Raw genomic sequence first — 23619 nt, 5'->3', positions numbered from 1 at the left:
CCGATGCACTACGCATTGCATTGCGCTGCGCTTTGCGCCGAACCCATGCACGTTATCGGTATTCATCGATTTCGAGCACGCCCCCGATCGATTCAATGAGCTTGCGCGTGGCCTCCGACACATAAGGCACACGATTACCCGTCTCGTTGTCCCAGTAGCAGAAGAATCGCATGCGCGCGCCAGCCCGTTCGATGCGCTCACGGAGATCGTCGCGGGGCAATGAGAGGCGGTCGATCAGGTACCGAAGATGCGGCTCCAATCGATCGCTACGAACAGCAGGCTTGCTTTCCAACGCCCAAAGGTTGAGCTTTCCGGGCCGCGAACCGAGGCGTCCCGACGGTAGCAGATAGGGCTTTCCTCGCGTGATCGTTCGACTGGGGAAGACGCCGAAAAAGGCGGTCCACGTGTCCGGGTGCACGTCCTCCGACGAAATAATGAACGTCGCGTATGCGAAGATGTTTTCAGAAGGCGCCGGAGAGTCAGGGTGCATAGTCATGAATGTTGTCCAGAATTACGCCTTTGAACTCGACGTCTCCGCTGTCGTGAAAGATGAGATTGTCGGCTGGTCCCAAGCCGTTTGCCGGCTTCAGCACATGCAGCATCTGCCCGAACGTCTTGCGATCGTACCCGAGCATCTTTGCCGCAAAGTTCGGGTTGTTGGTCGAGGCGGCCAATGATTCGACGCCATCGCTCGCTGCCCCACCAACGTAATCGAACGGATGCGCATCCCCGAGCAAAGTATCGGCACGTTGCGCAAACTCGGCTGTGTGCCCTTCAGCGACAACGCCTTCCAGATAATCGATCAACGAGTCGGCAGATACGTCGCTCCACGTTGCCCACTCCGGAAGCGGCTTGTCTACCGGTAATGCGGGCACCGACGGCACGCTTGCGCGCCGAAGGCGCCGTGAAAACGGCCGTGTCGACGGTTGATCGGCAACACCGCCAATACTTGGCACCGCACGGTCGATGGATACCGACACTCGTCCGTCCTCGATCGCTGATTTCAGCGCAGCAACCGGATCGCCTTTGAATAGACCAAGCTGCAATTCCCGAAGAAAGCCGGCAGCGCCTGTCGTCAGCCCCGTGTACTTCGGCCAATGGAGCATCAATTCCAAGACAGCGGAGCGGTGTTCGAGCGACTGTCGTGATCCACCGTCGGTGGACAGCGTCGCTCGCCTGCCGAACCCCATATCGATCGTCACCGAGGCCATGCCGCACTACTCCGCCATTATCATCCGGCGAATTGGGCAATGCGGAGCAGTTTCCGGTCAACCGGTGACGGAGGACTCCGCCAGCAGAATACGACTCGTGTCCGTTGAAAATTGCAGAGCTGTCACGTGAGGAGATGCCGATAAGGGTGTAACGGAGCCCCCGATCAAATTGCGCCCAACCGTTACGGTTCGGTACGCCCCAGATGGGCTCCTGCATGCTATGCGTCTTCAGCGCGCGGCGAGTCGGAAGCGGCCGAGTTTCGGGCGTCGCCAATAGGCACGCGTTCGCGTCGGCGGTCAGGCGTCTTCCGTCAGGCGGCCCGCACTATCGGCTCCGCGCACCCGGCAGCGCGGCCGCGCTCCGCGCGATGCTGCGCGCGATCCGGTCCGCATGCGCCAGCCCGGGATCGAGCCCCGGGTCGTAGATCGTGAAGTCGATCCCAGCAACGCGCCCGGACGCGACGAGCGGCCCGAGCAATGCATCGAGCCCATCGAAGTCCAGCCCCGGCGAGCCGGGCGAATCCACGGCAGGAAGTTGCGACTGATCGAGCACGTCGAGATCGACGTGCAACCACACCTGTCGAAGCGCGCGCCTGTGCAGCCAGTCGACGAGTTCGCCAGCGACCGCGGCAGGCCCGCGCGCGAGCAACTGCTGGATCGTCGTTTGTGTGATCGCCGTTCGAACGATATCGCCGTAGGCCGCCTCGAACTCGGCGGTTTCCGCGTCGCGCTCGCCGACCTGGCATACGTCGCGATCGTCGACGAGCGGACCATCGAGGTCCGGCCAGCACGTCAGCAGCGGCTCGCCGCGGCCGGTCGCCAGCGCGAGATCCATCCCGGCCGCGGAGCCGAGCCGCGTCGCCGTGTCGTAATTGCCCGGATGGAAGAAGTCGCTGTGCCCGTCGACGTGGACGAGCCCGCGGCCCCCTGCGTGCCGGTTGCCCAGCAGGCACCCGAGCAGGATGCTGCAGTCGCCGCCGAGCACGATCGGAAAGGCGCCCCGTGCGAGCGCACCGGCGACGTGCGCGGCGAGTTCCAGCGAGAACGCGCGGATCGACATGCCGTTACGGATGCGGGTGCCGGGTTGCGGCTCGAACGCGTAGGCAGGATGCGGAAGCCACGCGACGCGCGCGCCCAGACGCGCGGCGAGGCCGGTGGCGAGCAGCGCGTCCGGGCCGCGCCACGTGTCGGGCTCGCGGCCGGCGCCGTTCGGCTTCAGGCCGAGGCTGCTCGGCGCGGCGATGAGTTCGATCGGCCGAATGACGCCGGTTGATGAATGTTCGGCCTGCAGGTCGGATGAAGCGGTCGGCTCCGTCATGACTTCTCCTCGCGCAATCGCGGTCGTCGGGCGTGATAACCTGTAAAAATGCCATCAAAGGTTAGCATCGATTTAACCCATGTCAATGACTTCACCGGTTATGGAAGCGCACACGTTCGTGGCGCGCGATTTCATCGGCGGTCACGCCGTCCTCGACTTCGTCAACACGGTGACCGGCCGCGACGACACGCCGCGCGACTGGCTGCCCGATTACGACGCGTATCTGGCGTGGCTGGCGTCGGCGACCTTGCTCCCCGCGCTCGACCTGAAGCGGCTCGCGGCCCGCGCGGCCGAAGCCCCGGCGGCGGCCGACCGCGCGTTGCGCGATGCCAAGGGCCTGCGTGAAGCGTTGTTCGGGATCTTCGATGCGCTCGCACACCGCGCATCGCCGGCCGCAGCAGATCTCGCCACGCTGGAGCACGCGTGGCGGAGGGCGGTGAACAGGCAGCGGCTGGTCGCGACGGCTGGACGAGTGGCATTCGGCTACGCGCCGGATACGCGCGGCGACGCGGATCTGCACCTGCCCGCCGAGCGGATTGCGCTCGACGCCGTGAAGCTTCTCGACGCGATACCGGACGGCCGGCTCCGAATGTGCGCGGGGCCGAATTGCGCGTGGCTGTTCATCGACGGGTCGAAGACCGGGCGTCGCAAGTGGTGCGACATGGCAACCTGCGGAAACGTCGCGAAGGCGCGACGGCACTACCACGCGACGAGGCAGGGGCTGGCGGGGGCGGCGCACGATCACGACGCGGCCGAATAGGAGCGGGCCGCGTCGAAAGGGATACACGGGGCGCCGGCGCTATGCGCGGCATGCTGGAAAACAAAAAGGGCTCGGTCTTGCGACCGAGCCCTTCGGATTCCGTTGGTGGAGCGGAGGAGGATCGAACTCCCGACCTTCGCATTGCGAACGCGACGCTCTCCCAGCTGAGCTACCGCCCCAACAGACAACCATCATACACATGCATTTCCGCGCTTGGCAATAGGGCTTGCCTCACCCCCGACGGGTCACTTCGACGGCGCGCCGGCCAGCACCCAATCGACCACGGAACGCAGATCCGCGTCGCTCAGGCGCGGGTGCGCCGGCATCGGAATCGCGCCCCAGACGCCGGAGCCGCCGTCCTTCACCTTCTTCGACAGCTTCGCAACGGCCTGCGGATCGGACTTGTAGCGGGCGGCGATGTCCTTGAACGACGGGCCGACGAGCTTGCGGTCCACCGCGTGGCAGCCCATGCACGCATTGCTGCGCGCGACCTTCAGGCCGTCGCCGACATCCGCGTGCGCGGTGCCGAGCGCGCCGGCCGCGAGCGCACCGGCCGCGGCGCCCTGCACGAACCACTGCTTGATTCTGATTTGCATCGACTTCATTGCGGCGTTGCCTTCGGGTTGCCCGGATGCACGCTCGACGAATTCGAGATCGGCGCGGGCGGTTGCAGCGGGGCGGACTGGACCGATGCATCGGGCACCGCACCGACCGTCGCGGCGTCCGCGGGCGCGGCGGCGGCCTGCGCGCCGGACGCAGTGCTCGGCGACGCTGCCTGCAACGCCTGCGCGTCCTGCGGCTTGATGTACTGGAACACCTTCACGACCTTCTCGACGCCCGGCACCTGGCTCGCCGCGTCCGCGCCGCGATTGCCTTCGTCGACCGTCACGAGACCCAGCAGGTAGATGTTGCCGCGCTCGCTGACGACCTTGTAATAGTTCGCCGACAGCCCCTTCGTCGCGATCAGCTCGGACTTCACGCGCCCTTCGAGGTACGAGTCGTTCGCGCGCGACGACAGCGACGATGCCGGCTCGACCGACAGCTCGTTGACGATCGCGCTCACGTTGTTGATGCCGCGCACGATTTCCTCGGCGCGCTGCTTCGATGCGTCATTCGGCACTTCGCCCGTCAGCAGCACGCGACGGTTGAACACCGTGACGTTCACGTGCGACTGGTCCGGCAGCCCGTTGTTGATCTGCGTGAGCGACTTGACCTGGATCTCGCGATCCTCGGTCTGCGCGCCGAGCGTACGGCGATCGGTCGCGATCAGCGCGCCGCCGCCGGCCGCCGCACCCAGCACGCCGAGCACGCAGCCCTGCAGCGACATCGCGAGGCCCGCCGTCAGCGCGGCGAGCAACGTGGTTCTGACGAGCGTCTGTTTGACGCGGCTTTGATTCATCGACGGCTCTCCTTCGTTCAATCCTCACCCAGCAGCATCGCGTCGATGCCGTCGCACAGGCAGTGGATGGTCAGCAGATGGACTTCGTGGACGTGCGCCGCGCGCGAGGCGGGCACGCTGATTGGAATATCGGTATCGGACAGCGCGGCTGCGACAGCATGGCCGTCGCCGCCCGTCAGCGCGACGACGGTCATCTCGCGCTCGTGCGCCTCGTCGATCGCGGCCAGCACGCGCGGCGACGCGCCGCTCGCGTCGAGCACCAGCAGGATGTCGCCGGTCTGCCCGAGCACGCGCACCTGCTGCGCGAACAGCTGATCGGCAGCGGCCGCCCCGGTGAGGCCGCTCTGCGACGCATCGGTGGCCAGCGCGATCGCCGGCAGGCCCGGACGCTCGCGCTCGAAGCCGCCGACGAGCGACACGGCGAGGTAATGCGCGGCGGCGGCCGACAGGCCGTCACCGCATGCAACGATCTTGTTGCCGTTCGCCAGCGCGGCGAACATCGCGTCGACCGCGGCTGCAATCGGCAGCGACAGCGCATCGGCCGCTTCGGCGTGAAGCGCGGCGCTGTCGCGAAAATGTTGCTGAATACGTTCGACTGACATCGATTCCTGGTGAACTGGGCGCGTGGCACGCAGCACGCAACGTCATGGGTGCGGCGAGTTTACCGCACTCCGGCACCGTCTCCAGCGGTATGGCAAGAACTCTTTACATCTCGTCACAGCTCGCGGCTACACATCGTCGGCACGAAATGCGTCATGCAGCCACTCGAGCCGGCCGGCCTCGAACGCGACGACGTCGAAACGGCACGCGGCACCTGCGCCGTGCCGCACCCAGAAATGAAGCGCGGCCGCGACCAGACGCCGCCGCTTGCGCCAGCCGACGCTCGCGGCCGCACCACCGTGCCGAGTGCTGCGCCGCGCGCGCACCTCGACGAACACGAGCGTGCCGTCGGGCGTGCGCATCACGAGATCGAGCTCGCCGCCGCGCATCGTCACGTTGGCCGCGACGAACGCGAGACCGCGGCGTTCAAGGAACTGCCGCGCGCGCTGCTCGAACGTCGCGCCGACCGATCTGGATCCTGCCGCGCCGGAAAAGTTGCCGCCGCCGCGCGGCAAACCGCGCCCGCTAGCCGGCGCGGCCGGCGCCGCGTGGCACAATGCCGTCCTTGTTCCGCTTGCGCCGCGATTGCGCGCATTGCCTGCCATGACTGCCCTCCTCGAACTCGCGCAAACGCAGCACTACCCGGACGCCGCGCTCTATGTGGTCGCGACGCCGATCGGCAACACCGCCGACATCACGCTGCGCGCGCTGCACGTGCTCGGCCTCGCCGACCGCATCGCGGCCGAAGACACCCGCAACACGGGCCAGCTGCTGGCCCGCTACGGGATCTCCAAACCGCTCGTCGCCGTGCACGAGCACAACGAACGCGAAGCGGCGCTGCGCGTGATCGAGCTGCTGCGCGCCGGCGAACGCGTCGCGTACGTGTCGGACGCCGGCACGCCCGGCATTTCGGACCCCGGCGCGCGGCTCGTCGACGCCGTGCGCGCGGCCGGCTTCCCGGTGATTCCGCTGCCGGGCGCGAGCGCGGCCGTGACCGCGCTGAGCGTGACGGGCGACTGGGCCGGCGCGTTCACGTTCGCGGGCTTCCTGCCGCCGAAGGCGAAGCAGCGCGCGAACGCGCTGCAGGCGCTCGCGCGGCACCCGTACGCGCTGGTGTTCTACGAAGCGCCGCACCGGATCGCCGACACCGTCGCCGCCCTCGCCGACGCGTTCGGCCCCGCGCGCCGGCTGCTGATCGCACGCGAGCTCACCAAGCTACACGAGCAGCTGTTCCAGGGCACCCTGGCCGAAGGACAGAGCTGGCTCGACGGCGATGCGAACCGGCAGCGCGGCGAGTTCGTGCTGGTCGTCGAAGGCGCGCCGGCCGACAGCGGCGAAGCCGACGACACCGCGCACGACGCGTTGCTCAAGCTGCTGCTGGAAGAAGTGCCGGTGAAGAGCGCGGCGAAGCTCGCGGCCGCGCTGACGGGCGCGTCGCGCAACACGCTGTATGCGCGCGCGCTCGTGCTGAAGGAAGGCTTGATGGAAGACTGACGGGCGAGCGCGGGCGGCACGCGCCGCCCGACCCGCGAAAACGCAAAAGGGCTGCCCGAAGGCAGCCCTTTTTGCATGAGCGGACGAACCGCCGCGTTACTTCGACGATAGCGACGCGAGCATTTCGTCGCGTGCCTCGCGCGCTTCCTGCGGCGACAGCCCTTCGATCTTCACGCGACCCGTGCCGGAGTGCACGAGGCCGATCACCCTGGCAGCGGCATACGACAGGTCGAGCACGCGGCCACGCTTGTACGGCCCGCGATCGTTGACCTTCACGACGACCCACTTGCCGGTCGACGAGTTCGTCACCTTGATGTACGAGGACAACGGCAGCGTGCGGTGCGCGGCGGTCAGCGCGTTCATGTTGAAGCGCTCGCCGTTCGCGGTGCGGCGGCCGTGGAAATCCCGGCCATACCACGATGCCCGGCCCGTCTGGCGGAAGTCGGACACGTCCTTGCCGTCGATCGGCTCGGCGTCCGCCAGCGACGACTTCTTCGCGTCCTTGCTGTCGGCAGCCGGCATCGATGCCAGCGCAGAATCGAAACTCAGTTGCTGCTTGTCGTCGTCCGCCTTGGCGGCCGCGGCCGTCTTGCTGACCGCGTTCTTCTGGTTGGCGCTGCCGGTGGTCTGGCTGGATGGCACCGCACAGCCCGTCAGCGCAAAAAATAATGCAATGGTCCCGAATCGAGTCGGAAAACGAAAATTCATCGACGTGTCGCCTTGTGGTTCGGGCCGCACCGATACAACGCTGCTCAACAACGCGGATACACGGCCCGGACGGCAAATGCGGGCACGCCCCGCTCGGATGCGAGCAGGCGGCTAGCATGGGCGCGGCTTTCGTCTCTGCCGCAACCGTCCTGATTAGTTTTCACGTCTGGCGCAACCTGTCCCCGGCAGCCTGACCAGACCCCACATGCCGCCATCGAACATGGCTTTCACGTTCGCGCGCGTCGCGTACAGCCAACGCACAGGAACGGCGGCACAGGCCTCATCCGGCGGCGCGGCAGCAAGGCCGCAGACGGGCGCGCAGCACCCGGCCGGACAAGACGTGAGCACCGAATGCTCGGTGCTGGATACACCGCCGGACTCCCCGGCGGTCGATGCTTGACGGTGAATCCGACGCCCTCATTTAACGGGGCCGAAACACCAGCGAATTGCGTGAAATTCACGCGCAATGGGCGGCATTATACATAAATCAAAAGGTCATCTCGAAAAGGCCCCCGCCCGGACCATTGATTCTCTCTATGGCGGTAACAATCGGGATGCTCGGGGATTGCCCGCACGCGCGCGTCCGGCGCTGCGCCGCAGGAGCGGCAGGCCGTGCGCGCGACCGGTACAATCGCTCCTTTTAGCCGCCGGTGTCTCCATGAAAGTCACGCTCATTCCGGTCACGCCGTTCCAGCAGAACTGCTCGCTGATCGTCTGCGAAAAGACCGGCCGCGCCGCCGTCGTCGATCCGGGCGGCGATCTCGAACGGATCGAAGAGGAGATCGCGCGGCAGAACGTGCAGCTCGAGAAGGTGCTGCTCACGCACGGCCACATCGATCACTGCGGAGGCGCGAAGGCGCTCGCGACGCGCTACGGCGTGCCGATCGTCGGGCCTCAGGAAGACGAGCGCTTCTGGATCGAGCAGCTGCCGACGCAGAGCCAGCGCTTCGGCTTCCCGGCCGCCGAGACGTTCGAGCCGGACCACTGGCTGAACGACGGCGACACCGTGCAGGTCGGCGACGAGACGCTCGAGGTCTATCACTGCCCGGGCCACACGCCCGGCCACGTCGTGTTCTTCAGCCGCGCGCATCGCGTCGCGATCGTCGGCGACGTGCTGTTCGCCGGCTCGATCGGCCGCACCGATTTCCCGCGCGGCAACCATGCGGACCTCGTGCGCTCGATCAAGGAGAAGCTGTGGCCGCTCGGCGACGACGTCACGTTCGTCCCGGGCCACGGCCCGGTGTCGACCTTCGGCGACGAGCGCCGCACGAATCCGTTCGTGTCCGACAAGGTGTTCGGATGAACCAGACCGCCATTCCCGAAATCTACGTCAGCACCGACGTCGAGGCCGACGGCCCGATTCCCGGCCCGCACTCGATGCTGAGCTTCGCGTCGGCCGCCTATACCGAGGACAAGCAGCTGATCGCGACGTTCTCCGCGAACCTCGAGACGCTGCCGGGCGCTCACGCCCATCCGGTGCAGGAAGCGTGGTGGAAGACCGAACCGCAAGCGTGGGCCGCGTGCCGGCGCGACCTGCAGGCGCCCGAGGCCGCGCTCGTCGCGTACGTCGAGTGGGTCGAGGCGCTGCCGGGCAAGCCGGTGTTCGTCGCGATGCCGGCCGGCTTCGATTTCACGTTCATGTTCTGGTACATGATGCGCTTCACCGGGCGCTGCCCGTTCTCGTGGTCGGCGCTCGACATCAAGACGCTCGCGTTCGCGATGACGGGCCTGCCGTACCGCAAGGCGATCAAGCCGCGCTTTCCGAAGCACTGGTTCGACGATCATCCGCACACGCACGTCGCGCTCGACGACGCGATCGAGCAAGGCACGCTGTTCTGCAACATGCTCGCCGACCTGCGCCGTCAGCAGGCGGCGCTCGCGGGCCTCGCGGTATCCGATACCGACCGGTCGGAACAGGCAGGGGCGGGACAAAACCCCACGGATCCGCGCGCAAATTAGAGAATCTCGCTCACCGGCACGCCGCCAGATTGCCTTTCCTTTCCCGGCCCTCTAACATTGAGCATGTTGTAGCTGCCGCATGGAGGCGCAGGTGACGCTCGATTCCTTTTCGCAAAAAATCCTTCGCCTGTTGCAGCTCGACGCGCGCCGTTCCGTACAGGAAATCTCCGACCAGGTCGGCCTGTCGAGCACACCGTGCTGGCGCCGCATCAAGGACATGGAACAGTCCGGCGTGATCCAGCGCTACACCGCGCTGCTCGATCGCGAGAAGCTCGGCCTGCACGTGTGTGCGCTCGCGCACGTGCACCTGACCCGCCACAACGAAGGCGGCGTCGAGCAGTTCGAGCGTGAAATCGCGACCTGCCCGGAAGTGACCGAGTGCTACAGCACGACGGGCGAAGCCGATTACATCCTCAAGATCGTCGCGCCCGACATCAAGGCCTACGACGTCTTCCTGCACGAACGGATCTTCAAGATCCCGGCGGTGTCGCAGGTGCGCACGAGCGTTGTGCTGCGCGAAATCAAGTTCGACACGCAGTTGCCGCTGTAACGCGCGGCCCGCGGCCGCCTGCGCCGCTCACGGCTGCGCGGGCAACCCGCGCGTGAATCCGATCCGGCGCGCGCCGAACTGGCGCTTGAGCGTGTCTACATCGAGCCGACCGGCCAGCGCCGCGTCGGTGTCGCCCGCGCCGGCGTCCAGCGTCACGTCGATCTCGAGCCCCGTACTCAGATAGTGCAGGTTGATCGCGGCCGGATGCAGCCCGCGCTGCGCGAGCGCGGCCTCGAGCCGCGTCGCGATCTCGGCGCGCGGCGGCAACGCGAGCGCCGGACGGCGCGCTACGTCGTTCTCGGGATCGACGTGGATCAGCGCGTCGAGCACGCGCGGGTCGCGCAGCACGCGCGCACGCGCGGTTTCCGCGATGTAGTGCCCTTCGGATACGGAGATCATCGGATCGACGAGGATGTGCGCGTCGACGAGCGCCGCATCGCCCATCTTGCGCGTGCGCAACTCGTGCACGTCGCGCACGCCCGGCGTGGCCACGAGCAGCGCGCGGATCTCGGCCGACGCGGACGTGTCGAGCGCGCGATCCGACAGGTCCTGCAACGCGTCATAGCCGAACGTCCAGCCCATGCGCGCGACCATGAAGCCGACGATCGCGGCGGCGATCGGGTCGAGCAGCCGCACGCCGGCGAGGCTGCCGACGATGCCGATCGCGACGACGAGCGACGACGCGGCATCCGAGCGCGCATGCCACGCGTTCGCGACGAGCATCGCCGACCGCACGCGCCGCGCCTCGCGCAGCATGTAGCGGAACAGCGCCTCTTTCGACACGAGCACGGTCAGCGCGACGATCAGTGCGGAAAAATGGACGGCCGGAATGTTCTCGAGGTTCACGAGACGGTTGCCCGCGCGCCAGAGCATGCCGATACCGACCGCGATCAGGATCGCCCCGAGGAACAGCGATGCGACCGTCTCGTAGCGGCTGTGTCCGTAATTGTGATCGGCATCCGGCGATGCACCACTATGGCGATTCGCAACCAGTACGACAAAATCCGAGATCAAATCGGAAATCGAATGGACGCCATCGGCAATCAATGCCTGCGAATGCGCAACCACACCCACGGCGATCTGAAACGTCGCAAGCACCACATTCAGCACGATACTGACGAGGGTGCTCTTGCGCGCCACCGTGTGCTTATCCGCGCTTTGCGCGTCGCCAGAAAACGTGGACATGAAATACGAGATATCGGTTGGGATACTGAATTCTATCAAACAGCGCCCGCGCGGCATTCGAGTAACACGAAATTTTCCATTTAAATCAACCGCTTATGCGAACGGGTCGCATTTTCATTCACGCACGTTTTCTGACATTTTCATGACAACGCGCAACCACTCGGATGCCACAATGCAAAAAGCCGCGCTCCTCGACGGACACGCGGCTCTTTTTGAGGCGACGACTTAAACAGATGTTTAAATCGTGAACTGTTCGCGGTTCTTGCCGGCGATCCAGCGCGGCGGCTTGCCGCGGCCCGACCACGTCGCGCCCGTTTCAGGATCGCGGTACTTGGCGGCCACGCCTGCGCGCGGGCGACCCACCTTGCCTGCCTTCGCGCGGTTGAGGCCGAGTTCGGCGAGCGAAAAGCCGTAGTCGGCAATTTTCTGCTTCACGTCATTCAGCACTTCGGCGTATTCGCGCGACTTCGCTTCTTCGATTTGCTTCTCCAGCTTTTCCCGCTGGGCCAGCAGGTCCTTGTAAGAAGACATAGTTTCCCTTTCTATATGATCAATGGCGCCGGTCTCAGCCAGCTCACCATTCATGGAATATTTGTGCCTCGGATTTTCGAAGGCAGAGATTAGCACAAAAAAGATTTGATAGAAGCGGGATTCATGGAAATCCCGAGACCAATTGTAATTCACGCATGTCATTTTGACCGGCAACGGCCTTTTCTCAAATTTTCATGCGCTTGCATAGAGATTAGGACATTACCGATTCCGGTAATAGGGCTATCAACATACGCAATTACCCTGCATTCTGGAAAATCAAACCTTTCATCCCACGACAGGTTTGTGTAAATCGTATGGCGTGGTTCGCCATACAGACAAATCGGCATGCGCGGCGTCACGTCACATCCGCCGCGCATGCGATTAACCGCTCGCGCAGGGCGCCGGCGTCGCCCGGCAGCGGATCGAAAGGCGTGCGGACGCGGCGGCCGTCGCAGCGCCAGTCGGCGCCGTGGCGGTCGACGCCGAGCAGGTCGAGCCCGTCGCGGCGCGCGCCGCTCGATTCGTACGCGTCCCACAACGCCCGCTCGTCGTCGAACCCGAGCGGCGGCAGTGCATCGAGGCTCGTGCCGTCCACCCAGCCCATCCGGCCGAACCCGCCGATATAGCGCAGCCGCTCGATGTCGAGCGCCCAGAACGCGAAATCGCCGAGCGCGAGATAGCGCGCCGCGTCGGGCTCGTAGCGCGTGTAGCGCGCGGCGACATGCGGATCGTCGCCGAGCGGCACGAAGCGGCCGAGCAGCGTCGCGCGCTCGGCGTTCAGCACGTCGCCGTCCGGCGCGTCGACGACGAGAAAGCCCGCGCGCGGATCGGCGGCGAGGTTGCGCGTGTGCTCGGCGAGGCCGCTCACCAGGATCACGGGCCGATGATTCGGATCGGGTGCAAACGGCACGACCGTCGGATACGGAAAACCTTGCGGGTCGCGCGCGTGGGTCGCGAGCGTGCCGAGCGCGCAGCGGTGCAGCAGATGCAGGGCAAGGGCTGGATCGATGTTCACGGTGACTCCTGCGGTCGGAAGGACTGGGCGGCAAGGATGGCGAAGGCGCGCAGCACGGGCAAGCTTCGGCGCACGCCGCCTGCGCATCGATGTTACCCGCGGCGGCGGCCGGCCGGGCATCGGCCGGATGGCTGATGCGGCCCACGCCGGCGGAGCACGCGGAGCACGCGGCGTGGGTGGCGTGGGTGGCGTGGGTGGCGTGGGTGGCGTGGGTGGCGCAGGTGGCGCAGGTGGCGCAGGTGCCTCAGGTTGCGCAGGCGGAGACCGAGATCAGCCGAATGGCCAGCGCGCCGGCAAGACCGTAAGCGATTCGATAGAATCGGACGAATCCGATGGGCGCGACGCGCCCGTATCTCGTCAATTCAAGCGAGTTCCATGTCCGAGTCCTCCTCCCGATCGTCGTCCGACTTCGCCGCGCCGCCCGACGCGCATCGCACGCTGGCCTTGCCGGTCCGCCAGCGCGCCCGCACGGCCACGATGGCGCTGTTCTTCGTCGCCGGCATGATGTACGCGTCGTGGGGCGTGCATGTGCCGACCGTACGCGACAAGTTCGCGTTGAGCCCCGGCCTGCTGTCGATCGCGCTGTTCGCGGTCGCCGGCGGCTCGATCGCCGCGATGCTGACGATCGCGCGCTGGATCGCGCGGGTCGGCTCGCGCACCGCTTGCCTCGTCGGCGGCCTCGTGATGTCCGCGTGCGCGGCGCTGATCCTCGTCGTGCCCGACTACTGGATGCTGCTCGTCGTGCTCGCGCTGTTCGGCTTCTCGATGGCGACGCTCGACGTCGCGATGAACGCCGAGGCGAGCGCGGTCGAGATCGCGCTCGGCAAGCCGATCATGTCGTCGCTGCACGGGATGTTCAGCATTGGCGGGATGTCGGGGGCGGCAGCCGGCGGCGCGCTGCTGTCGGCCGGCATGGCGCCGGCCGTGCATCTCGCGCTCGCGGCGGCCATCAACGCGGCGGTGCTGCTGGCCGCGATCCCGGCCGTGCTCCCGCACGTCCCGCATCACGAGCACGCGCACGGCGGCGGCAACCGCTGGCGCTCGGCCGCGCTGTGGATGCTCGGCGGCATCGCGTTGCTTGCGCTGATCGCCGAAGGCGCGATGTACGACTGGGCGACGGTCTACATGCGCGACGTCGTCGCGGCGAGCCCCGCGCTCGCGAGCGCCGCCTACGCGGCGTTCTCCGGCGGAATGGCGATCGCGCGTTTCGCGGGAGACGCGGTGCGCGCGCGGTTCGGCGCGCCGCAGCTCGTGTTCGCGAGCGCGTCGCTCGCGTGCGCCGGGATGATCGGCGCGCTGCTGCTGCCGAACCCGATCGCCGTGCTGACGGGTTTCACGCTGATGGGCCTCGGCCTCGCGAACATGATGCCCGTGCTGTTCGCCGCCGCCGCGCGCGTGAAAGGCATCCACGCGGCCGAAGGTCTCGCGCACGTGGCCGGGCTCGCGTACTTCGGACTGCTGTTCGGTCCGGTCGTGATCGGCGCGGTCGCGCAAACCGCGAACCTGACGGTCGGCCTGGCGGTCGTCGCGCTGTGCGCGGCGCTCGTCGCGGTGATCGCGCCGAAGGTGCTCGCGCATCTGAAAATCTAGCGCACGACGCACGGGGTACGGGGCACGGGCCACACCACCCGCCGCGAGCCCGCCAAAAAGAAAGCGCGCCCGCGTTGCCGCGGGCGCGCCTTCACCCCTTCTGTCGACCGCTTGTCAGCTTACATCTTCACTTCGTCGAGCAGCGTCTTCTTGCCGCTCTTGTAGTTGTACAGCGAGATCACGCCGTGCCGCAGGTCGCCCTTCGAATCGAAGGTCGTCGTGCCGATCACGCCCGTGTAGTTCGTCGCCGGCATCGCCGCGAGGATCTTCGCCGTGTCCGTCGAGTTCGCGCGCTTCATCGCGTCGGCGATGATGTACACGGCGTCATACGTGAACGGTGCGTAGATCTGGATCGGCTGGCCGAAACGCTTCTCGTACTTCGCCTTGAACGCGCCGCCGCCCGGCATCTTCTCGAGCGATGCACCGGCTTCCGAGCACACGACGTTGTCGGTCGCGTCGCCGGCCAGGTCGGCCAGCTTCTCCGTGCACACGCCGTCGCCTGCGAGGATCTTCGCGCGCAGGCCGAGCTGCTTCGCCTGTTTCGCGAACGGGCCGCCGGTGGCGTCCATGCCGCCGTACATGATCGCGTCCGGGTTCTCGCCCTTGATCTTCGTCAGAATCGCGCGGAAGTCGACCGCCTTGTCGTTGGTCGCGTCGTGCGACATCACCTTCAGGCCGAGCGCCTTCGCCTTCTTCTCGAACTCGTTCGCGAGACCCTGGCCGTATGCGGTCGAATCGTCGACCACGGCGACGCTCTTGATGCCCTTCGAGTGCGCGTAGTTCGCGAGTGCCGGGCCCTGCTGCGCATCGGTCGCCACCACGCGGTACGTGGTCTTGAAGCCTTGCTGCGTGTAAGCCGGGTTGGTCGCCGACGGCGAGATCTGCACGATGCCCGCATCGCTGTAGATCTTCGAGGCCGGGATCGACGTGCCCGAGTTCAGGTGGCCGACCACCGCGACGACCTTGTCGTCGACGAGCTTCTGCGCAACCTGCGTGGCCTGGCGCGGGTCGGCCGCGTCATCCTGCGCATCGAGTTGCAGCGTGATTTTCTGGCCGCCGACCGTGAGACCCTTGGCGTTGATCTCCTCGACTGCGAGACGTGCACCGTTTTCGTTGTCCTTCCCCAGGTGTGCAATGCCGCCCGTCAAGGGCGCGACGTGGCCGATCTTGACGACTTGATCGGCGGCCGCGTTGCTTGCAGCTGCAACGCACAGCATCGCCGCGGCGGTGATCGGCAGCAGCTTTTGCATCTTGATATTCATGTAAGTCTCCAGTTTCGGTCCCAATAAAACGCCATCGCCCGGTGCCCCGCTGCCATCCCTGTGTTTGCATCACTGGACGATTCGCCGGTTGCATCGTTCATGCACTTGGCATCAAGCACGTGAAGACAGTCGCTTTTAGCGGCTCCCCGTCCGTACTTGCGCGCAAGTGTAGGTGATCAAATTAATTTGTGGGACTTTTTTGGGGTAGTGGTAACACTACCGATACGGTGCTTTGGAATGACTGCTCGAATATCGTCGCAAGCCCCGCCCGATAAGGGTTTCCGCTAATTACGGACGGCTGGAGGGAAGGTCGATTTAAAGCATTCCCGGGTCATTTCGATTCGGTATTTTGTGCCCGGGATCATTGAATGAAACGCGCGTGACAGCGCGCGCGTTTCTTCATGCGACAGACGCGCCGACACGAAGCGGTCACACGGGCGCGACGTCGCGTTCATGCGACGATTGCGCGCCATTCGGCGTCGAGCGCGTCGACGAGTTGCGACGTCGTCAGCGCGGCGTCGCGCCGCCGCGCGAGCGGCGCGCCCTGCCCGGCCCACAGCGACAGGTAGTCGCCGTCGTTCGCGCGCGCGGCGGCCTGGCGCAGCGGCTGGGTCAGCGCGTTCTGCACCGGATACGGTGCGGCATCGGCCACGCGTTCGCCGAGCCGCGCCATCAGCGTGTTGCGCAAGCCGCGCGCATGACGCCCGGTGATCGCGCGCGTCACCTGCGTCGACGTATCGGCGCTCGCGAGCAGCCGCGCCTTCCAGTCCGCCGCGATCGCGCTTTCCGCGCACGTCAGGAACGCGGTGCCGAGTTGCGCGGCCTGCGCGCCGAGCGCGAGCGCGGCAGCGATCCCGCGGCCGTCCATGATGCCGCCCGCGGCAAGCACGGGCAGGCCGGTCGCGTCGACGAGCTGCGGCACCAGCGCGAGCGTGCCGATCAGCGCATCCTCGGCCGGGCCGATGAAGGTGCCGCGATGGCCGCCGGCTTCTGCGCCCTGCGCGGACAGCGCGTCGGCACCGGCCGCCCGCCATGCGAGCCCTTCGGCGACGTGCGTCGCGGTGCCGATCACGTAGGTGCCGGCCGCCTTCAGGCGCGCGACGTCGGCCGCGTCGAGCACGCCGAACGTGAAGCTCGCGACCGGCACCCGCAGCGCGACGAGCGCATCGAGCTGCGCGCGGAAGTCGGGGGCGTAGCGCGCGGGCGCGGTGCCGGGCGGCAGCCCAAGTTCCGCGTTCAGCGGATCGATCGCGGCGAGCGCGCGGGCGACGCTCGCCGCATCGGGCGCGGCTTCGGACAACACGAACAGGTTCACGGCGAACGGCCGCGCGGTCGCCGCGCGAATCGCGTCGACTTCGGTCGCGAGACGCGCCGGCTCGAACGCGCCGGCGCCGAGGCTGCCGAGCGCGCCGGCATTGGACGCGGCCGCGACCATCGCGGCCGTGGTGGCGCCGACCATCGGCGCCTGCACGAGCGGCAGGCGCAGGCCGAAGCGTTCGGAAAACGGGGTGGAAAATGCACGGGCGGACATGGCGAATCCTTCGATGACGATGCGCGAAAGCGCTTTGTAAAAGCCGATACGTCGACTCTAGCGAAGCCGCGCAGCGCCGAAAAATGAATAATCGAGATCGAAACGATCGCTGCACGAGAAGCGGGTTCGGGCGCGGCTGCGACCAGCGCTAACACCCGGCACGCCCGCGCCTGCACCCGCTGCAACACCACAGGATTGGTGGCACACTAGGCCGCCCCTTTTTTCCATCCGCGGCGCGCCCGTCGCGCGCCCGTTCGCCAGGAGTTCAAACGTGACTGCCCAATGGATCGACATCCCGACCGGTAACGACAGCTTCGGCGCCTATCTCGCGCTGCCCAAGCGCGGCAAGGGCCCCGCCGTCATCATCATCCAGGAGATCTTCGGCGTGAACGCGCACATCCGCGCGGTCGCCGACCAGTACGCGGCCGACGGCTTCGTCGCGCTCGCGCCGGACGTGTTCTGGCGCACGCAGCCGCGTGTCGAGCTGACCTACGAAGGCGCCGACCGCGACAAAGGCATCGAGCTGATGAAGAAGACCGACATCGGCCTCGCGGTCGCGGACATCGGCGCGGCCGCCGACGCATTGCGCGCACGCCCCGAAGTCGCCGGCAAGCTCGCCGCGATCGGCTACTGCTTCGGCGGCCAGCTCGCGTACCGCGCGGCAGCCGCGGGCAAGGTCGATGCGGCAGTCGCCTATTACGGCGGCGGCATCCAGAATGCGCTCGACCTCGCCGGCAAGGTCACGCAGCCGATCCTGTTCCACTACGCGGAGAACGACCACGGAATCCCGCTCGACGCCGTCGAACAGGTGAAGGGCGCGTTCGCGGGCCGCCACAACGCGTCGTTCCACGTGTACCCGGGCGCCGAGCACGGCTTCAACTGCACCGACCGCGCGTCCTACAACCAGCGCGCGGCGGCCCTCGCGCACGGCCGCACGCTGACGTTCCTCGCCGAGCAGCTGTAAAGGCCGCCCGGCCGGTAACGGGCCCGGCACGCCGGGCCCGCGTTATCCTCCTTTCATCGCCACAGGTCACAACGGGGGTGACTGCGATGCACTCGGACTACTTGGCGCATGACGCGATCGGCCTCGCCGCACTCGTGCGCGAACGCAAGGCGAGCCCGCGCGAGCTGCTCGACGCCGCGATCGGCCAGGCCGAAGCGGTGAACGGCGCGGTCAACGCGATCGTGCTGCAGGACTACGAAGCCGCGCGCAAGCGCACGGAGTCGGCCGTCGACGCCGGCACCGACGCGCCATTCGCGGGCGTCCCGTATCTCGTGAAGGATCTCGGCGCGGCGGTCGCCGGGCTGCCGCTGTCGATGGGCAGCCGGCACTACCGCTACTTCGTGCCCGCCGACGATTCGCCGCTGATCGCGCGCAGCCGCGCGGCGGGGCTCAACGTGTTCGGCAAGACCAACACGTCGGAAATCGGCCAGATGCCGTACACCGAGCCCGAACTGTTCGGCGCGTGCCGCAATCCGTGGAACCTCGATCACACGCCCGGCGGCTCGAGCGGCGGTGCGGCAGCCGCCGTCGCGGCCGGCATCGTGCCGCTCGCGCATGCGTCCGACGGCGGCGGCTCGATCCGGATCCCCGCGTCGTGCTGCGGGCTGTTCGGGCTGAAGCCGAGCCGCAACCCGGTGCTGGTCGACCTGCCGTCGAACGGCGAGCTGGTGGTCCAGCACGCGGTGTCGCGCAGCGTGCGCGACAACGCGCTGCTGCTCGACGTGACGACCGGCCAGACGCTGCCGCCCGGCGCACCCGGCACCTTTCTCGGCGAGCTCGACACGCCGCCCGGCCCGCTGCGGATCGGCCTCGTCACCGACCCGATGCTCGCGCCGGCGCTCGACGACGACACGCGCGCCGCGCTCGACGACGCGGCCGCGCTCGCCGAATCGCTCGGCCATCACGTCGAACCGGCGACGCTGCACATCGACTATGCGCGCGCGGCCGAGACCTTTCTCACGCTGTGGGCGACGATCGCCGAGGAGATGGTGCTCGGCGCGCGCACGATCACCGGACGCACGCCGAAGCGCGCCGAATTCGAACCGGCGACGTGGGCGATGGCCGTGATCGGCCGGCGCATCGCCCGCGCGCGGCTGCAGGACGTGCTCGAATGGCAGCGCCAGCTCACCGTGCAGATCGCGGGCCTCGTGTCGCGCTACGACGTGGTCCTGTGCGCGACGCTCGCGGGGCCGCCGGTCAGGATCGGCGCGCTGCAGCCGACGCCGTTCGAAGCCGCGCAGATGAAGCTGCTCGGCGCGCTGCCGGTGAAGCCGCTGCTGCGGGAAATGCTGGCGAAGACGTCGGAGAAGGCGTTCGCGTGGGCCGGCTGCACCGAGCTGTTCAACCTGACGGGCCAGCCGGCGATGTCGGTGCCGCTCTACTGGAATGCGCGCGGGCTGCCGATCGGCGTGCAGTTCGTCGCGCGTCACACCGACGATGCATTGCTGCTGAAGCTTGCACGCCAGCTCGAACAGGCGCGGCCGTGGTTCGACCGGCGCCCGCCGTTGATGCAGGCGCAGCGCTGACGCCAGCACCATCGCCACCGCCATCGCGCTCGGCCGATGGCGAAAAAAAACCCGCCGGTTTTGGCCGGCGGGGTTTCATCGCATGCAACCGCGCGATGGCGCTTACATCGCGAGCAGTTCGCAGATGGTCCGCGTCGCGGACGCCGTGTTCAGCGTATAGAAGTGCAGCCCCGGCACGCCCGCGTCGATCAGGCGCTGGCACAGGCTCGTGACGACGTCCGCGCCGAACGCGCGGATCGCGTCGCGATCGTCGCCGAAACTCTCGAGCCGGCGCGCGACCCAGCGCGGCACTTCCGCGCCGCACATTTCCGAGAAGCGCATCAGTTGCGTGAAGTTCGTGATCGGCATGATGCCCGGCACGATCGGCACGTCCACACCCAGCTTGCGCGCATCGTCGACGAAGCGGAAATACGCGTCGGCGTTGAAGAAGTACTGCGTGATCGCGGAATTCGCGCCGGCCTTCACCTTGCGCGCGAAATTCTCGAGATCGGCTTTCGGCGAGCGCGCTTGCGGGTGGTACTCCGGATAGCCGGCGACTTCGATGTGGAACCAGTCGCCATGCTCGGCGCGGATGAAGCTGACGAGTTCCGACGCATAGCGGAGCTCGCCCACCGCGCCCATCCCCGACGGCAGGTCGCCGCGCAGCGCGACGATGTGGCGGATGCCGTGCGAGCGGTACTGGTCGAGGATCGCGCGCAGGTCGGCGCGCGACGAGCCGATGCACGACAGGTGCGGCGCGGCTTCGAGGCCGTCCTTCTGCATGTCGAGCACGGTGTCGAGCGTGCCCTGCTGCGTCGAGCCGCCGGCGCCGAACGTCACGGAGACGAATTTCGGCTTCAGCGGCAGCAGCTGCGCACGCGTCGCGCGCAGCTTCTCGACGCCTTCCGCCGTCTTCGGCGGGAAGAATTCAAACGAGAGTTCGATCGGTTTCATGATTCGCAAGAGTGGGCCCGGCCGTCAGCCGATGTCGCGCTGCCCGAAGATCAGCGCGGACAGCAGCCACGACACGATGCTGTACAGGATCGAACCGAAGAACGCGGACCAGAAACCCGACACCTCGAACCCCTTGAGCAGCGACGACGCGAACCAGAAACACAGCGCGTTCACGACGAGGATGAACACCCCGAGCGTGACGATCGTGACGGGCAGCGTCAGCAGGATCAGCACCGGACGGATCACCGTGTTGATCAGGCCGAGCACGACCGCGATGATCAGCGCGGTGCCGAAGCTCTTGATGTGGATCGACGGCACGAGGTACGTGATGATCAGCAGCGCGAGGGCGTTGATGACCCAGGTGAGGATGACGCTCATGGAGGGCTCCGGTTCGATTGTCGATCTGTACGGTCAGTGGCCGCCGCCGGCCGCCACGCGTGCCCGCGGGCACGGCGCGACGGCCGGCGATCCGGCACCATGCCGCGATGCCGCGCACGCCCGAAGCGGGACGCGCACGGCACGGCGGCGGCGCATCAATAGCGGTAGTGGTTCGGCTTGAACGGGCCGTCCTTCTGCACGCCGATGTACGAAGCCTGCTCGTCCGACAGCACGGACAGGTTCGCGCCGATGCGCGCGAGGTGCAGGCGCGCGACCTTTTCATCGAGATGCTTCGGCAGCACGTACACCTTGTTCTCGTACTCGGCGCCGCGCACGAACAGCTCGATCTGCGCGAGCGTCTGGTTCGCGAACGAGTTCGACATCACGAACGACGGGTGGCCGGTCGCGCAGCCGAGGTTCACCAGGCGGCCTTCGGCCAGCAGGATCACGCGCTTGCCGTCCGGGAAGATGATGTGGTCGACCTGCGGCTTGATGTTTTCCCACTGGTACTGGCGCGTCGACGCGACGTCGATTTCCGAGTCGAAGTGACCGATGTTGCAGACGATCGCGTTGTGGCGCATCGCCTTCATGTGATCGTGGTTGATCACGTGGTAGTTGCCGGTCGCTGTCACGAAGATGTCGGCCTTGTCGGCCGCGTATTCCATCGTCACGACGCGGTAGCCTTCCATCGCCGCCTGCAGCGCGCAGATCGGATCGATTTCGGTGATCCACACGGTGGCGCCCAGGCCGCGCAGCGACTGCGCGCAGCCCTTGCCCACGTCGCCGTAGCCCGCGACGACCGCGACCTTGCCCGCGATCATCACGTCGGTCGCGCGCTTGATGCCGTCGACGAGCGATTCACGGCAGCCGTACAGGTTGTCGAACTTCGACTTCGTGACCGAGTCGTTCACGTTGAACGCCGGGAACGGCAGGCGGCCGTCCTTTTCCATCTGGTACAGGCGGTGCACGCCGGTCGTGGTTTCTTCGGTCACGCCCTTGATGTGCGCGAGGCGCGTCGAGTACCAGGTCGGGTCGGCGTCGAGGTGCTTCGCGATCGACTTGTACAGCGCGACTTCTTCCTCGTTGGTCGGCTTCGCGATCACCGAACGGTCCTTCTCGGCCTTCGAACCGAGGATCAGCAGCAGCGTTGCGTCGCCGCCGTCGTCCAGGATCATGTTCGCGAATTCGCCGTTCGGCCATTCGAAGATGCGGTGCGAGAACTCCCAGTATTCGTCGAGCGACTCGCCCTTGAACGCGAACACCGGCGTGCCGGCTTCGACGATCGCGGCAGCGGCGTGGTCCTGGGTCGAGAAGATGTTGCACGACGCCCAGCGGACATCGGCGCCGAGCGCCTTCAGCGTCTCGATCAGCACGCCGGTCTGGATCGTCATGTGCAGCGAGCCCGCGATGCGCGCGCCCTTCAGCGGCTGCTGCGCCTTGTATTCGTCGCGGATCTGCACGAGGCCGGGCATTTCGGTCTCGGCGATGTTCAGTTCCTTGCGGCCCCAGCCGGCAAGCGCCATGTCGGCGACGACGTAATCCTTGGAAGCTTGCGAATCGATAATGGCGTTCATCACGCCCTCCTTTCTAAAAAAGTTCTAGAAATTGGTGACGTGAGCGCCGTTCAGGAAGCGGGGCCGGCGCGAATCTCGCCGCACGGCTGCTTGGTGAAGCTTTCCGAGCCTGGCGGACGCAGAAGGTCCGTCGCAACGCTCCTCGGAAAACGGGAGGGATTGTAGCAAATCGCGACGAAAATTTCTTGTGTCGGACCGTTGAATGCCCTACGCGGCGACGCGCGGGCCGAAGCGCGCCCTTTTATTGAGACTGGGACGTGCGTGGGCGGATTGCGCGGCAATCGAGCGCACCGCCTTCGATGGAGGACCTGCCCGGCGAATGACCCGCCGCTCCCCCGCCGTCCGCACGTTCAATTCTCCGCGCCGACCCACGCCTGTTCGCGCAACCGCGCGCGCAGGCGCGCGACGGCCTGGCTGTGCAGCTGGCACACGCGCGACTCGCTCACTTCGAGCACCGCGCCGATCTCGCGCAGGTTCAGCCCGCGCTCGTAGTACAGCGACATCAGCAGCTTCTCGCGCTCGGGCAGCCGGTCGATCGCGTCGACGAGCGCCTCGCGCAGGTGGTCGTCGAGCAGCGCCGACAACGGATCGGCGTGATCGACGCGATAGCGGTCGAGGAACGGCTCGTCGTCGGCCGCGCGGTCGAAATCCTCGTAGTAGATGAGCTGGCTGCCGTGCAGGTCCTGCAGCATCCCCTGGTATTCGTCGAGCGGCATCTTCAGGTGCTCCGCGATCTCGGTCTCGCTCGCCGAGCGGCCGAGCTGCTGCTCGACCTGGTGCACCGCGTACTCGACCTCGCGCGACGTCTTGCGCAGGCTGCGCGGCAGCCAGTCGTTGCTGCGCAGCTCGTCGAGCATCGCGCCGCGGATACGCTGCGTCGCGTAGGTCTCGAACTGCGCGCCCTGGTCTTCCTTGTAGCGGCCGGCCGCATCCATCAGCCCGATCATGCCGGCCTGGATCAGGTCGTCGAGGTCGACGCTCGCCGGCATCTTCGCGACGAGCTGCAGCCCCAGGCGCCGCACGAGCGGCGCGTATTGCGCGAGCACGTCGGCCTGGGTCATCTTGCCTTGAGCGTTGTACATCATGGCTCTC

Annotated in this window: 25 protein-coding genes, 1 tRNA gene and 1 riboswitch; of the genes, 8 read left to right on the top strand and 18 right to left on the bottom strand. The window is 67.0% G+C overall.

The genetic code is table 11. The features are described 5' to 3' along the window. Positions 1 to 52: 52 nt before the first annotated feature. From ACP26O_RS01190 to ACP26O_RS01180, 3 genes are all read right to left on the bottom strand, one after another. Complete coding sequence (locus tag ACP26O_RS01190) at positions 53 to 490, bottom strand: DUF4279 domain-containing protein (RefSeq protein WP_175665583.1); 438 nt, start codon at positions 488 to 490, stop codon at positions 53 to 55. Beyond that, a complete protein-coding gene (locus ACP26O_RS01185) occupies positions 480 to 1211 on the bottom strand; it encodes a hypothetical protein (protein WP_175665492.1) in 732 nt (243 codons plus the stop codon). Before ACP26O_RS01185 ends, ACP26O_RS01190 begins: the two co-directional genes overlap by 11 nt. A 325-nt stretch (positions 1212 to 1536) precedes the next feature. Beyond that, positions 1537 to 2529, bottom strand: coding sequence for an arginase family protein (locus ACP26O_RS01180; protein WP_175665493.1), 993 nt, complete (start codon positions 2527 to 2529; stop codon positions 1537 to 1539). Positions 2530 to 2608: 79 nt separating this feature from the next. Here ACP26O_RS01180 and ACP26O_RS01175 point away from each other — a divergent pair, with 79 nt between their 5' ends. Further along, positions 2609 to 3289, top strand: coding sequence for a CGNR zinc finger domain-containing protein (locus ACP26O_RS01175; protein WP_244099030.1), 681 nt, complete (start codon positions 2609 to 2611; stop codon positions 3287 to 3289). Positions 3290 to 3392: 103 nt separating this feature from the next. Here ACP26O_RS01175 and ACP26O_RS01170 read toward each other — a convergent pair. From ACP26O_RS01170 to ACP26O_RS01150, 5 genes are all read right to left on the bottom strand, one after another. Continuing rightward, positions 3393 to 3468: transfer RNA gene (locus ACP26O_RS01170), tRNA-Ala, on the bottom strand. A 66-nt stretch (positions 3469 to 3534) separates the two neighbouring features. Further along, positions 3535 to 3894, bottom strand: coding sequence for a c-type cytochrome (locus ACP26O_RS01165; protein WP_175665494.1), 360 nt, complete (start codon positions 3892 to 3894; stop codon positions 3535 to 3537). Further along, positions 3891 to 4688, bottom strand: coding sequence for a BON domain-containing protein (locus ACP26O_RS01160; RefSeq protein WP_012362849.1), 798 nt, complete (start codon positions 4686 to 4688; stop codon positions 3891 to 3893). Before ACP26O_RS01160 ends, ACP26O_RS01165 begins: the two co-directional genes overlap by 4 nt. A 17-nt stretch (positions 4689 to 4705) precedes the next feature. Then, positions 4706 to 5290 (bottom strand): SIS domain-containing protein, encoded by a 585-nt coding sequence (locus tag ACP26O_RS01155; protein ID WP_175665495.1) that lies wholly within the window; start codon positions 5288 to 5290, stop codon positions 4706 to 4708. Between the two features lie 126 nt (positions 5291 to 5416). Further along, on the bottom strand, positions 5417 to 5845 hold the full coding sequence (locus ACP26O_RS01150) for a YraN family protein (RefSeq protein ID WP_175665585.1): 429 nt from the start codon (positions 5843 to 5845) through the stop codon (positions 5417 to 5419). A 46-nt stretch (positions 5846 to 5891) separates the two neighbouring features. Between ACP26O_RS01150 and rsmI the strand changes: the two genes are divergently transcribed. Continuing rightward, positions 5892 to 6782 (top strand): 16S rRNA (cytidine(1402)-2'-O)-methyltransferase, encoded by an 891-nt coding sequence (gene rsmI / locus ACP26O_RS01145; protein ID WP_175665496.1) that lies wholly within the window; start codon positions 5892 to 5894, stop codon positions 6780 to 6782. Between the two features lie 96 nt (positions 6783 to 6878). Here the strand turns inward: rsmI and ACP26O_RS01140 are convergent, their stop codons facing one another. Beyond that, positions 6879 to 7490 (bottom strand): septal ring lytic transglycosylase RlpA family protein, encoded by a 612-nt coding sequence (locus tag ACP26O_RS01140; RefSeq protein ID WP_175665497.1) that lies wholly within the window; start codon positions 7488 to 7490, stop codon positions 6879 to 6881. 658 nt (positions 7491 to 8148) lie between these two features. Between ACP26O_RS01140 and ACP26O_RS01135 the strand changes: the two genes are divergently transcribed. The 3 genes from ACP26O_RS01135 to ACP26O_RS01125 all read left to right on the top strand — a co-directional run bounded on the left by ACP26O_RS01135 (position 8149) and on the right by ACP26O_RS01125 (position 9999). Beyond that, positions 8149 to 8793 (top strand): MBL fold metallo-hydrolase, encoded by a 645-nt coding sequence (locus ACP26O_RS01135; protein WP_175665498.1) that lies wholly within the window; start codon positions 8149 to 8151, stop codon positions 8791 to 8793. After that, on the top strand, positions 8790 to 9449 hold the full coding sequence (locus ACP26O_RS01130; RefSeq protein ID WP_011655707.1) for an exonuclease: 660 nt from the start codon (positions 8790 to 8792) through the stop codon (positions 9447 to 9449). The genes ACP26O_RS01135 and ACP26O_RS01130 overlap by 4 nt, the downstream gene beginning before the upstream one ends. A 79-nt stretch (positions 9450 to 9528) precedes the next feature. Beyond that, entirely contained in the window at positions 9529 to 9999 is a 471-nt protein-coding gene (locus ACP26O_RS01125) for an Lrp/AsnC family transcriptional regulator (protein WP_006477376.1), read from the top strand. Between the two features lie 27 nt (positions 10000 to 10026). Here the strand turns inward: ACP26O_RS01125 and ACP26O_RS01120 are convergent, their stop codons facing one another. From ACP26O_RS01120 to ACP26O_RS01110, 3 genes are all read right to left on the bottom strand, one after another. Beyond that, positions 10027 to 11184 carry a cation diffusion facilitator family transporter gene (locus tag ACP26O_RS01120; RefSeq protein ID WP_041489740.1) on the bottom strand — a complete coding sequence of 386 codons (1158 nt, stop codon included), beginning with the start codon at positions 11182 to 11184 and terminating at the stop codon, positions 10027 to 10029. A gap of 237 nt (positions 11185 to 11421) precedes the next feature. Next, positions 11422 to 11715 (bottom strand): H-NS family nucleoid-associated regulatory protein, encoded by a 294-nt coding sequence (locus ACP26O_RS01115; RefSeq protein ID WP_011655705.1) that lies wholly within the window; start codon positions 11713 to 11715, stop codon positions 11422 to 11424. Between the two features lie 355 nt (positions 11716 to 12070). Next, entirely contained in the window at positions 12071 to 12730 is a 660-nt protein-coding gene (locus ACP26O_RS01110) for a HugZ family protein (RefSeq protein ID WP_175665499.1), read from the bottom strand. A gap of 375 nt (positions 12731 to 13105) precedes the next feature. Here ACP26O_RS01110 and ACP26O_RS01105 point away from each other — a divergent pair, with 375 nt between their 5' ends. Then, entirely contained in the window at positions 13106 to 14320 is a 1215-nt protein-coding gene (locus ACP26O_RS01105; RefSeq protein WP_011655703.1) for an MFS transporter, read from the top strand. 119 nt (positions 14321 to 14439) lie between these two features. Here ACP26O_RS01105 and ACP26O_RS01100 read toward each other — a convergent pair whose 3' ends face one another. Together ACP26O_RS01100 and ACP26O_RS01095 are read right to left on the bottom strand one after the other, a co-directional pair. Next, positions 14440 to 15582 (bottom strand): branched-chain amino acid ABC transporter substrate-binding protein, encoded by a 1143-nt coding sequence (locus tag ACP26O_RS01100; protein ID WP_011655702.1) that lies wholly within the window; start codon positions 15580 to 15582, stop codon positions 14440 to 14442. 451 nt (positions 15583 to 16033) lie between these two features. Next, positions 16034 to 17113 (bottom strand): NAD(P)H-dependent flavin oxidoreductase, encoded by a 1080-nt coding sequence (locus tag ACP26O_RS01095; protein WP_175665500.1) that lies wholly within the window; start codon positions 17111 to 17113, stop codon positions 16034 to 16036. Positions 17114 to 17384: 271 nt separating this feature from the next. On the opposite strand from ACP26O_RS01095, the gene ACP26O_RS01090 reads away from it, so the two are divergent. Both ACP26O_RS01090 and ACP26O_RS01085 read left to right on the top strand, forming a co-directional pair. Continuing rightward, positions 17385 to 18077, top strand: coding sequence for a dienelactone hydrolase family protein (locus ACP26O_RS01090; protein ID WP_175665501.1), 693 nt, complete (start codon positions 17385 to 17387; stop codon positions 18075 to 18077). Positions 18078 to 18163: 86 nt separating this feature from the next. Further along, positions 18164 to 19642: an amidase gene (locus ACP26O_RS01085; protein WP_175665502.1), complete on the top strand. Its 1479-nt coding sequence runs from the start codon at positions 18164 to 18166 to the stop codon at positions 19640 to 19642. 102 nt (positions 19643 to 19744) lie between these two features. Here ACP26O_RS01085 and metF read toward each other — a convergent pair whose 3' ends face one another. The 4 genes from metF to ACP26O_RS01065 all read right to left on the bottom strand — a co-directional run bounded on the left by metF (position 19745) and on the right by ACP26O_RS01065 (position 23612). Next, the gene (gene metF, locus ACP26O_RS01080; RefSeq protein ID WP_175665503.1) at positions 19745 to 20575 is read right to left on the bottom strand and encodes a methylenetetrahydrofolate reductase [NAD(P)H]; all 831 of its coding nucleotides are present in this window, start codon (positions 20573 to 20575) and stop codon (positions 19745 to 19747) included. A gap of 24 nt (positions 20576 to 20599) precedes the next feature. Further along, the gene (locus ACP26O_RS01075) at positions 20600 to 20953 is read right to left on the bottom strand and encodes a phage holin family protein (RefSeq protein ID WP_006477367.1); all 354 of its coding nucleotides are present in this window, start codon (positions 20951 to 20953) and stop codon (positions 20600 to 20602) included. A gap of 155 nt (positions 20954 to 21108) precedes the next feature. Continuing rightward, positions 21109 to 22527 carry an adenosylhomocysteinase gene (ahcY, locus tag ACP26O_RS01070; RefSeq protein ID WP_105786836.1) on the bottom strand — a complete coding sequence of 473 codons (1419 nt, stop codon included), beginning with the start codon at positions 22525 to 22527 and terminating at the stop codon, positions 21109 to 21111. A 34-nt stretch (positions 22528 to 22561) separates the two neighbouring features. Continuing rightward, positions 22562 to 22677, bottom strand: a riboswitch (S-adenosyl-L-homocysteine riboswitch). A gap of 200 nt (positions 22678 to 22877) precedes the next feature. After that, positions 22878 to 23612: an RNA polymerase sigma factor FliA gene (locus tag ACP26O_RS01065; protein WP_006760814.1), complete on the bottom strand. Its 735-nt coding sequence runs from the start codon at positions 23610 to 23612 to the stop codon at positions 22878 to 22880. Between the last annotated feature and the right edge of the window lie 7 nt (positions 23613 to 23619).

Origin of the sequence: Burkholderia sp. R-40 (assembly GCF_049942845.1) — a bacterium.
Lineage (GTDB): Bacteria > Pseudomonadota > Gammaproteobacteria > Burkholderiales > Burkholderiaceae > Burkholderia > Burkholderia ambifaria.
Note: the sequence above shows the minus strand (reverse complement) of the source record. Positions and strands in the feature narration are given on the sequence as shown.

What these genes read in the sequence shown, in the direction of transcription:
- ACP26O_RS01190 (WP_175665583.1), bottom strand. Translation starts at nt 490, where the DNA reads ATGCACCCTGACTCTCCGGCGCCTTCTGAAAACATCTTCGCATACGCG.
- ACP26O_RS01185 (WP_175665492.1), bottom strand. Translation starts at nt 1,211, where the DNA reads ATGGCCTCGGTGACGATCGATATGGGGTTCGGCAGGCGAGCGACGCTG.
- ACP26O_RS01180 (WP_175665493.1), bottom strand. Translation starts at nt 2,529, where the DNA reads ATGACGGAGCCGACCGCTTCATCCGACCTGCAGGCCGAACATTCATCA.
- ACP26O_RS01175 (WP_244099030.1), top strand. Translation starts at nt 2,609, where the DNA reads ATGTCAATGACTTCACCGGTTATGGAAGCGCACACGTTCGTGGCGCGC.
- ACP26O_RS01165 (WP_175665494.1), bottom strand. Translation starts at nt 3,894, where the DNA reads ATGAAGTCGATGCAAATCAGAATCAAGCAGTGGTTCGTGCAGGGCGCC.
- ACP26O_RS01160 (WP_012362849.1), bottom strand. Translation starts at nt 4,688, where the DNA reads ATGAATCAAAGCCGCGTCAAACAGACGCTCGTCAGAACCACGTTGCTC.
- ACP26O_RS01155 (WP_175665495.1), bottom strand. Translation starts at nt 5,290, where the DNA reads ATGTCAGTCGAACGTATTCAGCAACATTTTCGCGACAGCGCCGCGCTT.
- rsmI (WP_175665496.1), top strand. Translation starts at nt 5,892, where the DNA reads ATGACTGCCCTCCTCGAACTCGCGCAAACGCAGCACTACCCGGACGCC.
- ACP26O_RS01140 (WP_175665497.1), bottom strand. Translation starts at nt 7,490, where the DNA reads ATGAATTTTCGTTTTCCGACTCGATTCGGGACCATTGCATTATTTTTT.
- ACP26O_RS01135 (WP_175665498.1), top strand. Translation starts at nt 8,149, where the DNA reads ATGAAAGTCACGCTCATTCCGGTCACGCCGTTCCAGCAGAACTGCTCG.
- ACP26O_RS01130 (WP_011655707.1), top strand. Translation starts at nt 8,790, where the DNA reads ATGAACCAGACCGCCATTCCCGAAATCTACGTCAGCACCGACGTCGAG.
- ACP26O_RS01125 (WP_006477376.1), top strand. Translation starts at nt 9,529, where the DNA reads ATGGAGGCGCAGGTGACGCTCGATTCCTTTTCGCAAAAAATCCTTCGC.
- ACP26O_RS01120 (WP_041489740.1), bottom strand. Translation starts at nt 11,184, where the DNA reads ATGTCCACGTTTTCTGGCGACGCGCAAAGCGCGGATAAGCACACGGTG.
- ACP26O_RS01115 (WP_011655705.1), bottom strand. Translation starts at nt 11,715, where the DNA reads ATGTCTTCTTACAAGGACCTGCTGGCCCAGCGGGAAAAGCTGGAGAAG.
- ACP26O_RS01105 (WP_011655703.1), top strand. Translation starts at nt 13,106, where the DNA reads ATGTCCGAGTCCTCCTCCCGATCGTCGTCCGACTTCGCCGCGCCGCCC.
- ACP26O_RS01100 (WP_011655702.1), bottom strand. Translation starts at nt 15,582, where the DNA reads ATGAATATCAAGATGCAAAAGCTGCTGCCGATCACCGCCGCGGCGATG.
- ACP26O_RS01095 (WP_175665500.1), bottom strand. Translation starts at nt 17,113, where the DNA reads ATGTCCGCCCGTGCATTTTCCACCCCGTTTTCCGAACGCTTCGGCCTG.
- ACP26O_RS01085 (WP_175665502.1), top strand. Translation starts at nt 18,164, where the DNA reads ATGCACTCGGACTACTTGGCGCATGACGCGATCGGCCTCGCCGCACTC.
- metF (WP_175665503.1), bottom strand. Translation starts at nt 20,575, where the DNA reads ATGAAACCGATCGAACTCTCGTTTGAATTCTTCCCGCCGAAGACGGCG.
- ACP26O_RS01075 (WP_006477367.1), bottom strand. Translation starts at nt 20,953, where the DNA reads ATGAGCGTCATCCTCACCTGGGTCATCAACGCCCTCGCGCTGCTGATC.
- ahcY (WP_105786836.1), bottom strand. Translation starts at nt 22,527, where the DNA reads ATGAACGCCATTATCGATTCGCAAGCTTCCAAGGATTACGTCGTCGCC.
- ACP26O_RS01065 (WP_006760814.1), bottom strand. Translation starts at nt 23,612, where the DNA reads ATGATGTACAACGCTCAAGGCAAGATGACCCAGGCCGACGTGCTCGCG.